The organism is Sphingomonas sp. SORGH_AS_0879 (assembly GCF_030819175.1).
In the GTDB taxonomy this organism is placed as follows: Bacteria; Pseudomonadota; Alphaproteobacteria; order Sphingomonadales; family Sphingomonadaceae; genus Sphingomonas.
Genome location: NZ_JAUTBJ010000002.1, coordinates 2035355 through 2053921, shown reverse-complemented (window position 1 = coordinate 2053921; position 18567 = coordinate 2035355). Strand labels below are relative to the sequence as shown.

Genomic DNA, 18567 nt, shown 5'->3' with positions numbered 1-18567 from the left:
GTGTCTGACATGATCGGTCTGGTTCTGGTGACGCACGGGCGGCTCGCCGATGAGTTCGTGACCGCGATGATTCATGTGGTCGGCCCACAGGAACGGATCGCGACCATCGCGATCGGGCCCGAGGACGATATGGAGGAACGCCGCGCCGACATCGCCGCCGCCATCGGCACGGTCGATGCGGGGCGCGGCGTGATCGTGCTGACCGACCTGTTCGGCGGCACCCCCTCCAACCTCGCCATCTCGCTGATGGAACGGGGCCGGGTCGAGGTGATCGCGGGGATGAACCTGCCGATGCTGATCCGCCTGGGTTCGGCGCGCAAGTCGATGCAGGTGGTCGATGCCGTCGCCGCCGCGCGCGAGGCGGGGCGCAAATATATCTCGGTCGCCTCCGAGGTGCTGGGCGAGGCCGCCGCATGACGGAGCAGACGCGGACCGTCCTCATCACCAACCGCCGCGGCCTTCATGCCCGCGCCAGCGCCAAGTTCGTCACCCTCGCCTCCAGCCAGCCCTGCGAAGTGCGGGTCGGCAAGGATGGCAGCATGGTGACGGGCACCTCGATCATGGGCCTGATGATGCTGGGCGCCGCGATGGGCGACACCATCACGATCAGCGCCGAAGGCGACGGCGCCGGTGAGACAATCGAGGCGCTGGTCGCGCTCGTGGAAGCGAAGTTCGGCGAAGACTGATGCCCCGCGAGATTACCGCTTATTCCAACCCGCTGATCAAGTGGGCCCGCGACCTGCGCGACAAGCGCCACCGCAAGCAGTCGCGCCAGTTCCTCGCCGAGGGGCTGCGCATCCTGACCGAAGCGCGTGAGACGGGGCGTCTGCCCACCTTGCTCTTCTATGCCAAGCCGTCAGCGGGCCATCCGCTAGTGCGCGAACTGATCGACGCGGTCGAAGCGTCGGAGGGCGAGGCGATCGAGACGACGCCCGACATCCTGTCCAAGCTGTCCGGCAAGGACAATCCGCAGGCGGTCGTCGGGGTGTTCGAGGAACTCGCGGTCACGCTCGACGCGCTCGACCGGTCGTCCTCGGGCATCTGGCTGGTGGCCGAACGCTTACGCGATCCGGGCAATCTGGGGACCATATTGCGCACCGGGGATGCGGTCGGCGCGGGCGGCCTGATCCTGATCGGCGAATGCGTCGACCCCTTCTCGGTCGAGGCGGTGCGCGCCAGCATGGGGGCGCTGTTCACCGTGCCGATCGTGCGTTGTGAATGGCAGGCTTTCCTCGACTGGCTGCGCCAGGGGCCGGGGCAATTGGTCGGCCTGAGCCTCGACACCGATTCGGATTACCGCACGGCGCGTTATTCGGCTCCGACCTTCCTGCTGACCGGTAACGAGGCGCAAGGGATGCCGGACGACTATGCCGCCGCCTGCGATACGCTGGTCAAGATTCCGATGCTCGGCAAGGCGGACAGCCTGAACGCTGCGGTCGCGACGGCGGTGATGGCCTATGAAGTGCTGGCCCAGCAAGGTGGCGCAAAGGCGGGGTGACCGCCGTTTTGGGCTTCCGTTCGGTCTGAGCGAAGCCGAAGGCCGCGCCACGCCTTAGTTGCGAGCGCGACTCCGTGCACTTCGACTTCGCTCAGTGCGAACGGAGGTTCGGGAGTGCGGGGGCACTCTGAATGTGGCGATCAAGCGACGCAAAGGCGCCTGAAACCATCCCCCCGTTCAGCCTGAGCGAAGTCGAAGGCCACGCCGCGCCCTAACCGCGAGCGCAATCTCATGCCCTTCGACTTTGCTCGTTGCGATCGGCGGTCGCCATCGCGAGCCCGAGCCCCCCGAACCATTGACGAAGGTCAGGAAACGTCCGCCCCCTCGCCGCCGTCCGTCAATTCCGCGACCGGCATCAGCTTGGTCAGCGGGCGTGTCGCCTGTTCGCCGATAGGGGGCTGTTCGATGCTCTTGCCGCCGGTGTCGATGTTCAGGGCCTCGAACCGCCGCGCGCTGGTGAGCACCTGGCTCTCCAGACTGCCGACAAAGGCGTTGTAGGCCGTCATCGCGGTGTCGAGATTCTTGCCCAGTTTCGACACATGGCCGCCCATCACCGCGAGCCGTGCGTAAAGCTCCTTGCCAAGCGCACCGATCTGCCGGGCTTCCTGCGCCAGCTTTTCCTGCCGCCACACCGCCGCGACCGTGCGGGCGATGGCGATCAGGTTGGTCGGGGTCGCCAGCAGCACCCGCTTGTCGAACGCGAAGTCCCACAGGGTCGGATCATGCTCCAGCGCCGCCGACAGGAAATGCTCGCCCGGCACGAACATGATGACATAGTCGGGCGCGTCGTCGAACTGATTCCAATAGCTCTTGTTGCCCAGGCCGTTGACATGCGCGCGCATCGCGGCGGCGTGGCGTGACAGACCCGCCAGCCGTTCGACCTCATCGACCGCGCCGAAGGCGTCCTGATAATCGTTGAGCGACACCTTGGCATCGATAACCAGCGCCTTGCCGCCCGGCACGCGCACGATCGCATCGGGGCGGAGCCGCCCGCCCTCGCCATCCGCCACGCTGACCTCGGTCTGGAAATCGGCATGTTCGGACAGGCCGCAGCTTTCCAGCACGTTGCGAAGCTGCTGTTCGCCCCAGCGTCCTCGCGCCTTGGGGGCGTTGCGCAGTGCGTTGACCAGTTTGGCCGCCTCGCCCGAGACGCGCTCCTGCCCGATCCGCATCGCCTCGATCTGGCCCTTCAACTCCCCAAAGGCGTCGCGGCGTTCGTCCTCGACCTTGCGCACACCCTCCTCATAGCGTTGCAGCCGCTGGTGGACCGGGTCGAGCAGTGCCTTGAGCGACTGCCCCGACGCCTCCTCCGACTGGCGGAACCGCGCCTCGGCACGTTCGAGGAACTGGCGCTGCGCGACTTCCAGTGCGCGCGCCGCCGCTTCGCCGAATTGCGTGTTGATCTGTTCGCGCGCCTTGCCCAGCGCCTCCAGCGTCAGGGCATGCGCCGCCTCGCGTTCCTGCGCGCGCGCCTGCAATTCCGCCAGCTCACGCAGTGCGGCGTTGCGCTCCGCCTCCACCGCGTCGCGCGCCGCCCGGATCACGTCCAGATCGGCGGCGCGACCGCGTAGTTCGGCCAGTGCCTGTAGCGCCTCGCTCTTGTCGCGTTCGGCGACATCGCGGGCGGCTCGCAGCGGATCGACCTCCGCCGCGCGAGCCTTTGCAGTGGCCAGTTCGGCGGCGAGGCTATCGGCGGCACGCTTTGCAGCCAGCCAACCGGCCAGCCCCCCGACCAGGAGCGCCAGAAGCGCGACGACGATCAATTCGGGCATCATGTAAACCTGTCAGAACCAAGGACAGGTCGGAACATAGAACGAACGATGGGCATCGAACAGGGTCAATCGACCCCGCCCGATTTATGCGGGCCGGGATCAGCCCTTGCGCAGCTTGGTCAGCTTGCGCATCAGCATGTCGCGCTTCAACCGGCTGACATGATCGATGAACAGCACGCCGTTCAGATGGTCGATCTCATGCTGCATACAGGTGGCGAGCAGGCCGTCCAGCTCGGCCTCATGCGCCTCGCCCTTTTCGTCCAGCCACTTGACCTGGCACTTGGCCGGGCGCTTCACCTCGGCATATTGCTCGGGGATCGACAGGCAGCCCTCGTTATAGGTTGATAGCTCTTCGCTGACCGACAGGATTTCGGGGTTGATATAGGCGCGCGGGTTCTTGACCGGTTTGCCCTCCTCATCCTCTTCCTCCTGAAGATCGATGACCAGCACGCGCTTGTCGACGCCCACCTGGATCGCGGCCAGCCCGATGCCGTGCGCGTCGTACATGGTGTCGATCATGTCGGTGACGAGCTGACGGATCGAGTCATCGACCGCCTCCACGGGCTTGGAGACGAGACGCAGGCGGGGGTCGGGAACTTCGACGATCGGAAGAATGGCCATGACGGTTTCGCTACGGTGCGGGCCGTGGACCGTCAAGACGGCGCATCAGACCACCGGACGCCGCGCCCGCAGCGCCTGTGCCAGCGTCCCCTCGTCCAGATAGTCGAGTTCGCCCCCGACCGGCAGGCCATGCGCCAGCTGGGTCACCCGGACCGGAAAACGCTCGATCCGCTCGGCGATGTAATGCGCGGTGGTCTGCCCCTCCAGCGTGGCGTTCATGGCGAGCACGACCTCGTCGATCCCGCCCTCCTCGATCCGGCGGACCAGCGCGTCGATCGCCAGATCCTCGGGCCGGATGCCCTCGAGAGCCGACAACCGTCCGCCCAGCACATGGAAGCGCCCCGGAAACAGCCGCGACCGCTCCAGCGCCCACAGGTCGGCCACCTCCTCGACGACGCACAGCGCGCCCGCGTCGCGCCGGGGATCGACACAGATGGCGCAAGGATTGGCGGTGTCGATATTGCCGCATACGGCACAGGTTTCCAGCCGCTCCTCCACCGCCGCCAGCGCCGTCAGCAACGGGGTCAACGCCGCCTCGCGCTTCTTGAGCAGGTGCAGAACCGCGCGTCGGGCCGATCGGGGGCCAAGGCCGGGAATACGCGCCAGCGCCTGGGTCAGCGCCTCGATCTCGGGGGATGCCATGACGAACAGATAGGGGGTTGCGCGCCATCCCGCCAGCGAAGAGAGACATGCGCCATGCGGATCATCTTCATGGGTACGCCGGGCTTCGCCGTCCCGGTTCTGGAAGCGCTGGCACGGGCCGGGCACGAGATCGTCGCCAGCTATAGCCAACCGCCACGCCCCGGCGGGCGACGCGGGCGGCAATTGGTGGCGTCGCCCGTGCAGCAGGCGGCGGAGGCGCTGGGCATTCCGGTCCTGACCCCGGTCAGCCTGCGCTCATCCGAGGAACAGGAGCGTTTTGCGGCTTTCGGGGCCGATGTCGCGGTCGTGGCGGCCTATGGCCTGATCCTGCCCCCGCCGATCCTGGCCGCGCCGCGCCTGGGGTGCCTGAACGTCCATGGCTCGCTGTTGCCCCGATGGCGTGGCGCGGCGCCGATCCAGCGGGCGATCCTGGCGGGCGATGCGGTGACCGGCGTCGGGATCATGCAGATGGAGGCGGGGCTCGACACCGGTCCGGTGCGGCTGGAGGGATCGACCCCGATCGGGCGCAAGACCACCGGTGAACTGACCGAAGAACTCGCCGCCATGGGAGCCGAACTGATGGTCCGTGTGCTCGCCGATCCGGAACGCTATCCGCCCCGCCCCCAGCCGGTCGAGGGCGTCACCTATGCCAGCAAGATCGACAAGGCCGAAACACGGTTCGACTTTACCCGAAGCGCGGTCGAACTGGAGCGACAGGTCCGCGCCTTCCACCCCGCCCCCGGCGCGTGGCTGGAATATCAGGGGGAACGCATCAAGGTCTTGTCCGCCGAGGTCGAGGACGGGGCGGGCCCCGCTGGTGAGGTGCTGGACGACCGGTTGGCCATCGCCTGTGGCGACGGTGCGATCCGCCCCGTCACCGTCCAGCGTGCCGGGCGCGGCGTGTCGAGCGCGGAGGATCTGCTGCGCGGCTTTCCGATCCCGGCGGGCACCCGGCTTTGACGCGCTTCGCCCTGACGGTGGAATATGACGGGCGGCCCTTCATGGGCTGGCAACGCCAGTCGCACGGACCCAGCGTGCAGCAGACGCTGGAGGACGCGATCCATGCCGTGACGGGCGAGCGGACCGCCGTCCATGCGGCGGGCCGGACCGATGCGGGGGTCCATGGGCTGGCGATGCGCGCGCATGTCGATATCGCCAAGCCGATCGCGCCCTTTCGGCTGATGGAGGCGATCAACGCCCGCGCCCGGCCTGCGCCGGTGGCAGTGCTGGATTGTGTCGAGGTCGCGGACGACTGGCACGCGCGCTTCTCGTGCATCCGCCGGTCCTATGAATATCGCATCGTCAACCGCCGCGCGCCGCTGACCTTCGAGGCGGGGCTGGCATGGCAGGTGCCTCAGCCGCTGGACGAGGCCGCGATGGCTCAGGCCGCTGCGCATCTGGTCGGGCGGCACGACTTCACCACCTTCCGCTCGGTCCATTGCCAGGCGGACAGCCCGGTGCGGACGCTGGACCTGTTGTCGGTCGAGCGGGACGGCGCGCGCCTTTATATCCGCGCCGCCGCCCGCTCCTTCCTGCATCATCAGGTGCGGTCGATGGTCGGATGCCTCGCGCTGGTCGGCATGGGCCGCTGGTCGCCCGACGATGTCGCGGCGGCGCTGGCGGCGCGCGACCGCGCGCAACTGGGGCTCAATGCGCCGTCCGACGGGCTGTTCTTCGTGGCGGCGGATTACCCGGACGCGGGCTGACGCACGAAGCTGGCCGCCAGTTCGACATGGGTCGACCAGCGGAACTGCCCCACCGGCTGCACCCATTGCAGTTGCCAGCCCTGATCGACCATCGCCTTGGCATCGCGGGCGAAGCTCGCCGGGTTGCACGAGACATAGGCGACAGCGCGGACATCGGCGCTGGCCAGCGCATCCACCTGATCCCGCGCCCCCGCACGCGGCGGGTCGAGGACGATCGCGTCGAACCGGTCCAACTCCGCCTTGGTGAGCGGGCGACGATACAGGTCGCGATGCTCGGCGAAGACCGGGCGGTGCTGCGCATTGGCCGCCCCCTTCAGCGACAGGATCGCGTCGCGCGCGCCCTCCGCCGCATAGACCTTGCCCGGCAGCGCGAGCGCGAATGTGCCCAGCCCCGCGAACAGATCGGCGGTGGTGCGTGGCTGGCCCACCGCTTCGCGCACGGCGGCGACCAAGGCCGCCTCGCCATCCGGCGTCGCCTGAAGGAACGCACCGGGCGGAAGGGGAACGGCGACTCCGCCCAGGGTGATGGTCACCGGCTCCGGCTCCCACCGCGTCTCCGCACCCAGCCCGTCATCGACCGAGAAGCGCGCGACGCCGTGCCGCTCGCAAAAGCCGATGATCGTCTCCGCCGCTTCCAGCCCATCGGGCGAGAAATTGGTGACGAGCACGTCCGCGCCCTGATCCGCCAGCGCCAGATGAACATCACCCCGCCGCTTGAACCCCAGACGCTGCAACAACCCCCGCAAGGGTGCGACCAGCGCGAACAGTTGGGGATCGAGAATATGGCATTCGGCGATATCGACGATCGCGTGGCTCTTCTCCTCGGAAAAGCCAATCAGCACGCGCCCCCCCTTGGCCTCGGCATGCAGCGTCGCGCGCCTGCGACTGCGCGGCGGGGAGAGATGCGCGGGGCGAAGCGGCGCGGTCAACCCTTGCGCGTCCAGCGCGGCAGCGATGCGGTCGGTGACGAAGCCCGCATAGCTTTCGTCGTCCAGATGCTGAAGCTGACATCCGCCGCAGCGGGGGAAATGGCTGCAAGGCGGCGTCTGGTGATGCGGGCCGGGAATGACCGCGCCGTCCGCCGACAGGGTATCGCCGGGCGCGGCAAAAGCGGCATGTCGCCCATTTTCGGTCACGCCGTCGCCTCGGGCGGCGACGCGGATGATGATATCGTTCATGCGATCAGCCTCTGACGGCGGAAAGCGCTTCTGCCAAGTCGTCCGCGATGAAAGCGGCACCGCAGGCCCGCGCCGCCTGCGCATGGAGCCACACCCCCGCCTCCGCCGCCGCGAACGGCTCCATCCCCGCCGCCAGCATCGCGCCGACCGCCCCGGCCAGCACATCGCCGGTCCCGGCGGTCGATAGCCAGGGGCTCGCCTCGGGGCAGAGGATCGCGCGACCATCGGGGGCGGCGATGACGGTATCGGCGCCCTTATGGACGACGACCGCCCCGCTGCGCTCGGCGGCGCGCAGGGTGGCAGCCAGCTTGCCCTCGGGCATCTCGCCGAACAGATGCGCGAACTCACCGCCATGGGGGGTAAGGATTTTGGGGCCGTCATGCCGGTGCAGCGTCTCGATATCGACCAGCCGCAGCGCATCGCCGTCGATCACCAGAGGCCGTCCGCTCGCCAGCGCAGTTTCCAGCCGATCCCGTGCACCCTCATCCCGGCCCAGCCCGGGGCCGATCACCACCGCACCGATCCGATCCTCGCCCAGCGCATCGGGGGCATAGGCCCGGCGGACGACGGCATGCGGACGCGCCGAGCCACTCGGCGGATCGGACGACAGATGCAGGACATAGCCCGCCCCGGCGCGCAATGCCGCCATCGCCGCCAGCTCGGATGCGCCCGACATGCTGCCCCCCACGATCGCGACCATCCCGCGACTATATTTATGCGACGTGGCGTCGGGCTGAGGCAGATCGGGCCGCTTCATCACGCGGATTTTCGTATCTGCCGCGACGCCGATCTCGATCAACCGGACCTGCCCCATCAGCGCGGCGGCGGGTTGGAGCAGATGAGAGGGTTTGACCGCGCCCAGCGCCAGCGTCACGTCGAAGCCCGGCACATTGCCCAACGGCGTGCCATCGTCGCTGGCTATCCCGCTCGGCAGATCGACCGCGATGCGCAGCCACGCCGCCGACGCCAATCGGCGCAAGGCCGCCTGAACCGCCGCATCGGGAGCGCGCGAAAGGCCGGTCCCGAACACCGCGTCCACCAGCACGGGCGCGGGTTCGGCATCGGCCATGGCTTCGACGGTACCGTTCCAGGCCGCCCTGGCACGACGCGCGCCGTCGCTGCGCGGCTCGCCTGGCGCTGCGATACGGACACTCAAGCCTTGCCGCCGCAACGCCGCCGCCGCGATATAGCCGTCGCCGCCATTATTTCCGAGACCGCACAAGATCAGCGTCTCACGCCCCGCCGCCAGCAGCGCGACCGCGCGGGCGATTCCTTCCGCGGCGCGCTGCATCAGTTCCGCCTCGGATACGCCCCCGGCCATGGCCTGGCCTTCCGCCGCGCGCATCTGTGCAGCGGTCAGGACAGGCGCGCCATCGATCGGGATCATCGTGTGCCGACCGTCGCGGGCAGGCGGTATCGGTCGTCGCCGACCCGAACCTCGATCTGATCGCCGCCCGCAAGGGCGACCTGGGCGGGCAGTGCGCCGTCGGCACTGGCGACGCCGTGCCCGTCCTGCGTCACCCGCAGCCGCCGGAAGCCGCCATCGGCATGGCGCAGCGTCAGGATCACGCCCGCCCCCGCCGCGGACTGCTCGACCGTGCAGTCGCGGCGAAAGGCCTGAGCCCCCGCCAGCGCGCAATCGATCGGCAGGCCGGGTTTTTCGGCAGCGGCAGGGGTGTCGGACTGCTCCGCCCCCTGCCCACCCGAACAGCCGGCCAGCGTCAGGGCACCGGCCAGCCAGCGGGGATCAGATATCCGCATAGACATGGCGCTCGCACTTGGCGCCGGGATGGGTAACCGCGCCCTGATGCGCGGGGCCGACATTCTGGGCATAGCGCCACAACACGCCCGACTGGTAATCGTTCACGCGCGGGGTCCAGCGGGCGCGGCGCTCGTCCAGCACCGAGGGTTCGACTTCCAGGTCGATCGTCCCGGCTTCGGCATCGATGCGGATGAGATCGCCATTCTCGACCAGCGCGATCGGGCCGCAATCCGCCGCCTCGGGGCCGACATGGCCGATGCAGAAGCCGCGCGTGGCACCCGAGAAACGGCCATCGGTGATGAGCGCGACCTTCTCGCCCAGCCCCTGTCCATAAAGCGCGGCGGTGGTCGACAGCATCTCGCGCATGCCGGGGCCGCCCTTGGGCCCTTCATAGCGGATGATGATGACCGAACCCTCGGCGATGTCGCGCGCCTCGACGGCGGCGAAGGCCTCTTCCTCGCAATCGAAGACGCGGGCGACGCCCTCGAACTGGAGGCGCTTCATGCCCGCCACCTTCACGATCGCCCCCTCGGGCGCGAGGCTGCCGCGAAGACCCACCACGCCGCCGGTCGGCGACAGCGGCGTCTTCACGTCATAGATGACCTTCTGGTCGGGGTTCCAGGTGATCTCGTCGATATTCTCGGCCAGCGTCTTGCCGGTGACAGTCATGCAGTCGCCGTGCAGGAAGCCGCCTGCCAACAGCGTCTTCATCAGCATATAGACGCCGCCCGCCTCGTACATGTCCTTGGCGACATAGCGGCCACCGGGCTTCAGGTCGGCGATATAGGGGGTGGTCTTGAAGATCTCGGCCACGTCGAACAGGTCGAAGTCGATTCCCGCCTCGTTCGCCATCGCGGGCAGGTGAAGCCCCGCATTGGTCGAGCCCCCCGTCGCCGCCACGACACGCGCTGCGTTTTCAAAGGCTTGGCGAGTGCAGATGTCACGCGGGCGCAGGTTGCGCGCGACCAGCTCCATCACCTGCTCGCCCGCCGCCTCGGCGATGCCGTGGCGATCGAGGAAAGGCGCGGGCATCATGTTGCTGTTGGGCAGCGACAGGCCGATCGCCTCGCCGACGCACGCCATGGTGTTGGCGGTGAACTGGCCCCCGCACGCGCCGTGACCGGGGCAGGCGACCTTTTCCAGCGCGATCAGGTCGTGGAGCGGACAATTGCCCGCCGCATGCTGGCCCACCGCCTCGAACACGTCGACCACGGTAACGTCGCGGTCGGTCCTGATGCCGACCGGGCAGGATCGAGCCGCCATAGACGAAGATCGACGGCACGTTCAGGCGCAGCATCGCCATCATCATGCCGGGCAGCGACTTGTCGCACCCCGCAAAGCCGACCAGCGCGTCATAGCAATGGCCGCGCACCGACAGTTCGACCGAATCGGCGATGACCTCGCGGCTGACCAGCGAGGACTTCATGCCCTGATGGCCCATGGCGATGCCGTCGGTCACGGTGATGGTGTTGAAGCGGCGCGGCATGCCGCCGCCCCGGATCACCCCGCCCTGCGCGGCATCGGCCTGCGCATCCAGCGTCGTGTTGCAGGGCGCGGAATTGTTGCCCGCACTCGCCAGCGCGACGAAGGGCTTGGCGATATCCTCTTCCTGGATACCCATGGCATAATAATAGCTGCGGTGCGGCGCACGCTCCGGGCCCACGGAAACGTGGCGGGACGGCAGGCGGGACTTGTCGAATTGGCGTGTCATGACGCAGGCCTATGTCGCGAGACGGGCCTTTGACGCAAGCAAATTTCATCGTGACGGGCTTCGGCGGTCCTCCCCGGCAAGGGGGTAACGGACCGAAGGTTTGGCAAAGGGGGCTTCCTCAGCGGAGCCCTTTGTGGCGACGCCCCTCCACCACCGCTTCGCGGCGGTCCCCCTCCCCATCGATGATGGGGAGGATTTTTTAGAGGGAACCCAGCGCCTTGGCCACGCCGTCCATGGTGAACGGCTTTTGCAGGCGCGGGCGGTCACGAAAGCGTTCGTCGACCGATTCATCCGATCCGCCGGTGGCGAAGACGAAGGGTACGCCGCGTTCCGCCAACGCTTCGGCGACCGGGGTGCTCTTCTGGCCGCCGCGCAGGTTGACGTCGAGGATGGCCGCGTCGATACCGCCCTGAGCCACCCGGGCCAGCGCGTCATCGACGCTGTCGACGGTGCCCGCGACCTGTTTGTCGAGGACGTCCAGGAAATCCTCGAGCATCATGGCGATAAGGGGTTCGTCCTCGACGATGAGGATCTGCACGGGCTCTGTCATCGGCACCGCCATATCATGCTTTGCGCCATCCGCCAGCCGCTTGTTACGATCCGCCGTCCCGCGAGAGCGCGGCCTGCGTCGCCTCGGCCAGTTGCTGGACCGAGAAGGGCTTGGGCAGGAAGCCGACATTGGGCAGCGTGATCGACTTGCGAAGCTGCTCCTCGGCATAGCCCGACATGAACAGCACGGCGAGGTCGGGATAGCGTTTGCGGACGAGGCCGACCATGGTCGGGCCGTCCATCGTCGGCATCACCACGTCGGAGATCAGCAGGTCGGGCTTGCCATGCTTGTCGAGCATCTCCAGCGCCGCTTCGCCATTTTCCGCCGCGATCACCGTATAACCCTGGCGCGACAAGGCCCGCTCGGCGACGGCGCGGACCATATCCTCATCCTCGACCAGCAATATGGTGCCCGACCCCCATGGCGTGGTCGCGCGCGCCGCCGGTTTTTCCGGGATCGCCTTGGCGGTCGGCATGGCGGGCGCGGCATGGACGGGCAGGTATATCGAGAATTTCGCACCCCCACCCGGCGGCGAGTCGGCGAAGATATAGCCGCCCGACTGTTTGATGATGCCATAGACGGTCGACAGGCCCAGCCCGGTGCCCTTGCCCAGTTCCTTCGTGGTGAAGAAGGGCTCGAAAATCTTGGGCAGGATTTCAGGCGGAATGCCCGTCCCGTTGTCGCTGATGATCAGTGCGGTGTAATCGGCGGCGGGCAGGATGTCGTTGTTCAGCGCGCGCGCATCCGCCATCGACACCGCCCGCGTCTGGATGGTCAGGATGCCACCGCCCGCCGGCTCGTTCTCCAGGATCGCGTCGCGCGCATTGACCGCCAGATTGACGACGACCTGCTCCAGCTGCCCCGGATCGGCGCGCACCGGCCCCAGATTGCGGCCATGGGTGACATCCAGCCGCACCCGCTCGCCAAGCAGTCGCTTGAGCAGGTTCGATACCTCGGAGACGACATCGGGCAGTTGCAGGATCTGGGGGCGCAGCGTCTGTTGCCGTGAGAAGGCCAGCAACTGCCGCGTCAGGCTGGCCGCACGGTTTGAATTGGTGCGGATCTGCTGGATATCGTCATAGTCGCTGTCGCCGGGCGCATGGCGCATCAGCATCAGGTCGCAATGCCCGATGATCGCGGTCAGGATATTGTTGAAGTCGTGCGCGACGCCCCCCGCGAGCTGGCCGACCGCCTGCATCTTGGTCGCCTGCGCCACTTCGCGCTTCAGGCGGCTCTCCTCCGAATTGTCCTTGAGGCTCAGCAACACCGCCGCATCGCCCAGCCCCCGCGCGCCCGCGATGGTCAGCGCCACCGGCTCCTCGGGATGGTCCTTCAGGCGGACGGCCATGTCGGCGCTGTGGGTCGCGCCCCCGGCGAAGCGCCGGATCGCATCGGCGACCGCCGCCTTGTCCTCGCGCACCACCAGATCGCCGGGATAGAGCGGCGGGGTCGTTCCCTTCACCCCGGCGGCGCGCATGAAGGCGGAGTTCATCTGGATGAAGCGCCCGTCCCGATCGACCAGGGCGATGCCGAAGGGCATCAGCGAGACGAGCCCCCGCACATGGCTGCCCGCACTGGCCCCGGCGGGAGCCACGAGCTGCTCCTCCTCGTCGAGCAGCACGACCAGCATCGGCGCGCCCTCCCCCTCGACGAAGGGGATTTGCAGGATGCGCAAGCGACGCCCATCGCCCTTGCCGAGTTCGGCAGCGAAGCGGACCTGACCGCCGGGATCGTGCATCAGGAAGGTCGCGAAGTCGCGGCCGACGATCGACATCATCTCGCCGCCCATGGCGCGGGCGCACAGCACGCGGTTGGCGGCACGCACCCGGCCATCGGGGGCGATCAGCGCCGCCATGATCCCCGCCGCGCCCAGCCGGTCGCCCTGGATACCGCCGATCAGCCGCTCGACCGTTTCGGCCAGATCCTGTTCCTGCGCGACCGCGAAACGCCAGACGAGCAAGTCGGCCTCGTCGCCCGCGCGCGTCACCAGCACCGACAATTCGGTCCCCATCACCGCGATCCGGTCCGCCCGGCCCAGCCCGTCGCGCCACGCCGCCCGCCCCGCCTGGGCCAGCGCCTCGACCGAGGGCGCATCCAGCGGCACGCCGGGCGGCGTCGGCATCATCGGGAAGAGCGAGGCATAGGCGTCGTTGGCGCAGACCAGCCGCCCGGCCCGGTCGGTCACCGCGATCGCATCATGGCTGGCATCGGCAACGACCCGCGCGAAATCCCAGTCGACGCTCCGCCGCGTCTGCTCGACCCTGGGGGTCAGGATGCGCCAGACGAGGATCAGCCCGAAGGCGAGCAGCGCGGCGGCCAGAAATCCCGCCGCGACGATCCAGTTGCCGATCGCCAGGAACAGCAGCGACGCCGCCCCCACCCCGCTCACCAACGAGACGAGGCCCGCGATACGGACCGGGGTAAATCTTTCGGGAGACGCGATCGCCATGATGAAACTCTTCATCCGGCGACCCGGCATGGGTCAAGCGCGATCCTGCGCCCGAACGCGTCTCCCGACAGGACTTTACCAGATCCGCACGCGTTGCTCGGGGGTCAGCGCCATCTTGTCGGTCGGCTGGACCTTGAAGGCGGCATACCAGGGATCGAGGTTGCGGACCGTCAGCACCCGCTGATGCCCCGGCGAGTGCGGATCGGACAGCAGAGCCTGTTGCAGCGCGGGTTCGCGCCACTTGGTCCGCCACACCTGCGCCCAGCCATAATAGAAGCGCTGGTCGCCGGTCGTGCCGTCGATCACCGGTGCGGGCTTGCCGCCCAGCGACTTGTGATAGGCATCGAGCGCCACCGTCAGCCCCGCCAGATCGGCGATATTCTCGCCCAGCGTCAGGCCGCCCTGGACATGCTGGCCGGGCAGCGGCTCGTACGCGTCATATTGCTTCACCAGCGCATCGGTAAAGGTCTTGAACCGCGCCACGTCCTGCTCGGTCCACCAGTCGGTCAGCTTGCCGGTCGCATCATATTTGCGGCCCTGATCGTCGAAGTGATGGCTGATCTCATGCCCGATCACCGCGCCGATACCGCCATAGTTCACCGCCGGATCGGCCTTCGGGTCGAAGAAGGGCGGCTGGAGGATCGCCGCCGGGAACACGATCTCGTTCATCGGCGGGTTGGCATAGGCGTTGATCGTCATCGGCGTCATGAACCATTCGCCGCGATCGATCGGCTGGCCCAGCTTGTTCAGGTCACGCTGGAACTCGAAGGCATTGGCGCGGGCGACATTGCCGACCAGATCGCCGCGCTGGATGGTCAGCGCGGAATAATCCTTCCACTTGTCGGGATAGCCGATCTTGGGGGTGAAGGCGGCGAGCTTCGCCAGCGCCTTCTGCTTGGTCTCGGGCGCCATCCATTCCAGATTGCGCAGCCGGTCGCCCATCGCCGCGATCAGGTTCTTGACCAGCGCGTCGGCGGCGGCCTTCGATTCCGGCGGGAAATATTTGGCGACATATTGCTTGCCGACTTCCTCGCCCAGCCCTTCGGAAACCAGGCCCACGCCGCGCTTCCACCGGGCCTGCTGCTGCGGCGTGCCCGACAGGGTGGTGCCGTAAAAGGCGAAGTTGGTCTTGTCGAAATCGCTCGACAGATAGCTGGCATAGCTGCGCAGCACCTTGAGCATCGCATAATCCTGAAGGACGTTCAGCGGCGTTTCGCTGTAAATCTTGGCCTCGCCGGTGATCGCGCTGGGCTGCGACACCAGATAGGCCGGACGGCCCGCGACGCCCAGCGTCTCCATATATCGCGCCCAGGGAAAGCCCGGCGCCTTGGCGGTGAAGTCCGCCGCCAGCCACTTGTTATAGGTCTTGTCCGCGTCGCGGCTTTCGATCCGGGTCCAGTGGACATTCGCCAGCGCCTTTTCGAAGTTGAACACGGCGGCGGCGCGCGCCTCGGCATTCTGTTCGCCCGCCAGCGTCAGCATCCGGGCGAGATAGGCCTGATAGGCGGTGCGGATCGTCGCCAGCTTGGCGTCGTCCTTCAGATAATAGTCGCGATCAGGCAGGCCCAGGCCGCTCTGGCCGAAATTGGGAATATAGGTGTCGGGCGCCTTGTCGTCCTGGCCGATATAGACACCGAAGGGCGAACCGACGCCCTGCCGCTGAAGCTTGGCGATTTCGATCGCCAGCGCGTCGCGATCCCTGGTCGCGCGAAGCTGGTCGAGCCAGGGCTTGACCGGGGTCACACCCTTCGCATTGACCGCCGCCTCGTCCATGAAGCTGGCATAGAAGTCGCCGGCCTTGTTCCCCGGCTGCTTTGCCGCGTCATCCAGGATGGTGCGGGTCTGCTCCAGCGAGCGGTCCTGAAGGACGTGGAACATGCCATAGGATGAGCGGTCGGCGGGGATCGTCGTCGCCCTGTACCAGGTGCCGTTGGAATAATCGAAAAAGTCGTCGCCCGGCTTCACCGCGGTATCGCGACCGGCCATGTCGAAGCCGAAGTCCCCGATCTCCGGGCCGTTCTTGGCATTGGGCTTGACCGGACCGACGGCGGCCTTGTCGACCGGGTTCTTCGTTTGGGCGATGGCGGGGGAAATGGCGGTCGTGAGGAGTGCGGCGATCAGCAGAGAGCGCATCGGAATTCCCGAAAAGGAGATGGATGACGCTGTTGTAGCGAGCCGATACGCCCAGTCAAACCGTTAGAAACACGCGTCGAAGCGCGATACCGCTATCAAATCGCAGGCGATCTCGGGCGGTTACGCCACTTGCGCCCGATCCACAGCCGCCAGCCGAGCGCCGAGGCCGCATAGCCGACCACCGCGCATCCGCCGGTCAGGACGCAGAGGCCCAGGCCGAAGGCCGGGCCCTGCTCCCACAACCAGTGAAAGGCGCTGAACGCCCATTGCAGCCAGCCGGTCGCCGCCTCGGCCACGGGCTGGGTGTTGAGCGGCGTCTCGCTGCGGAGCAGGAAGGTGCCGATGCGATAGGCGATCAACCACAGGATCGGCGTGGTCAGCGGATTGGTGATGAAGGTGGTCAGCGCCGCGACCGGCACATTGGCGCGGAACGGCAGCGCGAAGACGGCGGCGATGGCGATCTGCGCCACCGGAAACAGGAAGCCCGCCACGACGCCCAGCGCCACGCCGCGCGGCACCGACCGCCGGGTGAAGCGCCACAGCTCGGGCGCGAGCACGCGGTGCGCGACCGGCCGGAGCAGCCGGTTCTTCTCCATCGAATCGCGGGTCGGCATGTTGCGCCGGACCCAGGCCATGGATCGGCCCCACAGGGTGGGCACGGCCGAGGCCATCAGCCGCGATCGCGCAGGATCCGGCCCTGCTCACGCTTCCAATCGCGTTCCTTGATCGAGTCGCGCTTGTCGTGCGCCTTCTTGCCCTTCGCCAACGCCAGCTCCACCTTCGCGCGACCGCGCGAGTTAAAATAGATCATCAGTGGCACCAGGGTCATGCCCTCGCGCGCCACCGCACCGTGCAGCTTGTTTATTTCGCGCTCATGAAGGAGCAATTTACGCGGGCGCTTCGCTTCGTGGTTGAAGCGGTTGCCATGGCTGAATTCGGGCACGTTGGAATTGACCAGCCACACCTCCTCGCCGCGCACCTCGGCATAGGATTCGGCGATCGAGCCCTCGCCGAAGCGGAGCGACTTCACCTCGGTCCCGGTCAGGGCGATACCGGCCTCATAGGTCGTCTCGATGGCATAATCGAAGCGGGCGCGCCGGTTCTCGGCGACGATCTTCTTCTTGTCGAATGTCTGGGGTTTCGGGCGCATGGATGGGCCGATGTAGGCGCTCGAACCGAACATGAAAAGCCGCTGTTCGGCCTTTGTCTCGTTTCCGGAATGGAACGGTCAGGGCTTGCGACGACCGCCCAGCGGAATCTTCAGCCGGATCATCGCCCGGTTACTGGGAAAGCCGCCGACCCCGGCTTGCTCGGTCTCGGCGGAAAGGGTGCCCAAACCGGGAATTTTGGTGCGCGCGTCGGGAAGCCTCGTCGGCGAAGAATAGTCGGGAAGCGTGCCGATCCGGTAGGCGTCGGACGACCGACCGCACACGACCACATCGTCACCCGCATCGCTGGGTGGACAACGCCTCGCCGTCTGCGGCCGCCGAGGCGCCGGAAGCACCGGCCCCGCCACCGCGCCGGACTGAAGTGCGATCATCACCAGCGTCCACATCGCCCGACTCTCCCAACGCCGCCAATCGGCGACGCCGAGGTTCATCGGGGATTGCGGCGCGAGAAAGGCCGGGTCAGATCAGTCCGGCATGTGCCAAGGCGGCATCGACCTGCGCACGTGCCGCTTCGGACGGCCAGGTCATGGGCAGGCGGACGCCGGTGGGGAAATGCCCGATGATCCGGCTGAGCGCATATTTGACGGGCCCCGGCGAGGCATCGCCGAACATCGCCTCGTGCAGCGGGAACAGCCGGTCGTGCAGTTCCAGCGCGCGCGCCATATCCCCCGCCGCGCACGCCGCCTGAAACTGCGCGCACAGGCGCGGCGCGACATTGGCGGTGACCGAGATACAGCCCACCCCGCCTATCGCGTTGAACGCCAGGGCCAGATCGTCATTGCCCGAAAGCTGGCAGAAATCGCCGCCGAGCGCACCGCGATGATGCGACACCCGGGCCAGCGCGCCGCTGGCATCCTTGACGCCGACGAACACCTCCGGCGCGGCCTGGACGATGCGGATCAGCGTCGCGGGCTGGATATCCGTCACCGTGCGCCCCGGCACGTTATAGAGCACGATCGGCAGCGGGGCGGACTTGGCCAGCTCGGCGAAGTGGCGGGCGATCCCCTCCTGGCTGGGGCGGTTGTAATAGGGCGGCACCATCAGCGCGGCATCGGCGCCCGCTTGCTGCGCGGCTTTCAGATTCTCGATCGCCACGATCGTATCGTTGGAGCCCGCCCCGGCGATCACCGGCACCCGCCCGCGCGCCTGGTCGACGCAGACCCGGACGACATGGAAATGCTCGTCCTTGGGCATGGTCGCCGCCTCGCCCGTGGTGCCGCATGCGACCAGCGCCGACGATCCCTCCGCAATCTGCCATTCGACGAAATCCCGGAATTTCGCTTCGTCGAATGCTCCGCCGACATGATCGCCCCGATCGTCGAACGGCGTCACAAGCGCCGGGATGGACCCTGAAAACATGAGAGGAAACGCGCTCC

18 protein-coding genes and 1 pseudogene are annotated in these 18567 nt (G+C 67.6%); 5 read left to right on the top strand and 14 right to left on the bottom strand.

What is annotated here, in order from left to right; genetic code table 11:
* Positions 1–9: 9 nt before the first annotated feature.
* Genes QE379_RS10410 through QE379_RS10400 form a run of 3 tightly spaced genes read left to right on the top strand, consistent with a single transcriptional unit; the run spans position 10 to position 1498 of the window.
* Positions 10–417, top strand: a complete 408-nt coding sequence (locus QE379_RS10410; protein WP_267432723.1) for a PTS sugar transporter subunit IIA — start codon at positions 10–12, stop codon at positions 415–417.
* Positions 414–686, top strand: a complete 273-nt coding sequence (locus QE379_RS10405; protein ID WP_307000229.1) for an HPr family phosphocarrier protein — start codon at positions 414–416, stop codon at positions 684–686. Before QE379_RS10410 ends, QE379_RS10405 begins: the two co-directional genes overlap by 4 nt.
* On the top strand, positions 686–1498 hold the full coding sequence (locus QE379_RS10400; RefSeq protein ID WP_307000226.1) for an RNA methyltransferase: 813 nt from the start codon (positions 686–688) through the stop codon (positions 1496–1498). Before QE379_RS10405 ends, QE379_RS10400 begins: the two co-directional genes overlap by 1 nt.
* Before the next feature lie 305 nt (positions 1499–1803).
* Here the strand turns inward: QE379_RS10400 and rmuC are convergent, their stop codons facing one another.
* The 3 genes from rmuC to recR form a co-directional block, all read right to left on the bottom strand.
* Positions 1804–3270, bottom strand: coding sequence for a DNA recombination protein RmuC (gene rmuC / locus QE379_RS10395; protein ID WP_307003168.1), 1467 nt, complete (start codon positions 3268–3270; stop codon positions 1804–1806).
* A 99-nt stretch (positions 3271–3369) separates the two neighbouring features.
* The gene (gene def, locus QE379_RS10390) at positions 3370–3891 is read right to left on the bottom strand and encodes a peptide deformylase (RefSeq protein ID WP_307000223.1); all 522 of its coding nucleotides are present in this window, start codon (positions 3889–3891) and stop codon (positions 3370–3372) included.
* Between the two features lie 45 nt (positions 3892–3936).
* The gene (recR, locus tag QE379_RS10385) at positions 3937–4533 is read right to left on the bottom strand and encodes a recombination mediator RecR (RefSeq protein WP_307000221.1); all 597 of its coding nucleotides are present in this window, start codon (positions 4531–4533) and stop codon (positions 3937–3939) included.
* A 54-nt stretch (positions 4534–4587) separates the two neighbouring features.
* Here recR and fmt point away from each other — a divergent pair, with 54 nt between their 5' ends.
* Positions 4588–5493: a methionyl-tRNA formyltransferase gene (gene fmt, locus QE379_RS10380; protein ID WP_307000217.1), complete on the top strand. Its 906-nt coding sequence runs from the start codon at positions 4588–4590 to the stop codon at positions 5491–5493.
* Entirely contained in the window at positions 5490–6239 is a 750-nt protein-coding gene (truA, locus tag QE379_RS10375) for a tRNA pseudouridine(38-40) synthase TruA (RefSeq protein WP_307000213.1), read from the top strand. The genes fmt and truA overlap by 4 nt, the downstream gene beginning before the upstream one ends.
* On the opposite strand, the gene QE379_RS10370 is transcribed toward truA, so the two are convergent.
* The 11 genes and pseudogenes from QE379_RS10370 to dapA form a co-directional block, all read right to left on the bottom strand.
* A complete protein-coding gene (locus QE379_RS10370; RefSeq protein WP_307000210.1) occupies positions 6221–7417 on the bottom strand; it encodes a class I SAM-dependent RNA methyltransferase in 1197 nt (398 codons plus the stop codon). The genes truA and QE379_RS10370 overlap by 19 nt on opposite strands.
* Before the next feature lie 4 nt (positions 7418–7421).
* The gene (locus QE379_RS10365) at positions 7422–8804 is read right to left on the bottom strand and encodes an NAD(P)H-hydrate dehydratase (RefSeq protein ID WP_307000207.1); all 1383 of its coding nucleotides are present in this window, start codon (positions 8802–8804) and stop codon (positions 7422–7424) included.
* The gene (locus QE379_RS10360) at positions 8801–9178 is read right to left on the bottom strand and encodes a hypothetical protein (protein WP_307000204.1); all 378 of its coding nucleotides are present in this window, start codon (positions 9176–9178) and stop codon (positions 8801–8803) included. The genes QE379_RS10365 and QE379_RS10360 overlap by 4 nt, the downstream gene beginning before the upstream one ends.
* Positions 9165–10890: pseudogene (ilvD, locus tag QE379_RS10355) on the bottom strand (dihydroxy-acid dehydratase). The gene QE379_RS10360 and the pseudogene ilvD overlap by 14 nt, the downstream one beginning before the upstream one ends.
* A 199-nt stretch (positions 10891–11089) precedes the next feature.
* Positions 11090–11440: a response regulator gene (locus tag QE379_RS10350; RefSeq protein ID WP_307003167.1), complete on the bottom strand. Its 351-nt coding sequence runs from the start codon at positions 11438–11440 to the stop codon at positions 11090–11092.
* A gap of 43 nt (positions 11441–11483) precedes the next feature.
* Positions 11484–13889 carry a response regulator gene (locus tag QE379_RS10345; protein ID WP_307003166.1) on the bottom strand — a complete coding sequence of 802 codons (2406 nt, stop codon included), beginning with the start codon at positions 13887–13889 and terminating at the stop codon, positions 11484–11486.
* 75 nt (positions 13890–13964) lie between these two features.
* Positions 13965–16022, bottom strand: coding sequence for a M13 family metallopeptidase (locus tag QE379_RS10340; protein ID WP_307000201.1), 2058 nt, complete (start codon positions 16020–16022; stop codon positions 13965–13967).
* Positions 16023–16117: 95 nt separating this feature from the next.
* Positions 16118–16693 (bottom strand): DUF2062 domain-containing protein, encoded by a 576-nt coding sequence (locus tag QE379_RS10335; RefSeq protein WP_373461766.1) that lies wholly within the window; start codon positions 16691–16693, stop codon positions 16118–16120.
* Positions 16693–17172, bottom strand: coding sequence for an SsrA-binding protein SmpB (gene smpB, locus QE379_RS10330; protein ID WP_007403364.1), 480 nt, complete (start codon positions 17170–17172; stop codon positions 16693–16695). Before smpB ends, QE379_RS10335 begins: the two co-directional genes overlap by 1 nt.
* 78 nt (positions 17173–17250) lie before the next feature.
* Positions 17251–17622, bottom strand: a complete 372-nt coding sequence (locus tag QE379_RS10325; RefSeq protein WP_307000191.1) for a hypothetical protein — start codon at positions 17620–17622, stop codon at positions 17251–17253.
* 28 nt (positions 17623–17650) lie between these two features.
* Complete coding sequence (dapA, locus tag QE379_RS10320; protein ID WP_307000189.1) at positions 17651–18550, bottom strand: 4-hydroxy-tetrahydrodipicolinate synthase; 900 nt, start codon at positions 18548–18550, stop codon at positions 17651–17653.
* Between the last annotated feature and the right edge of the window lie 17 nt (positions 18551–18567).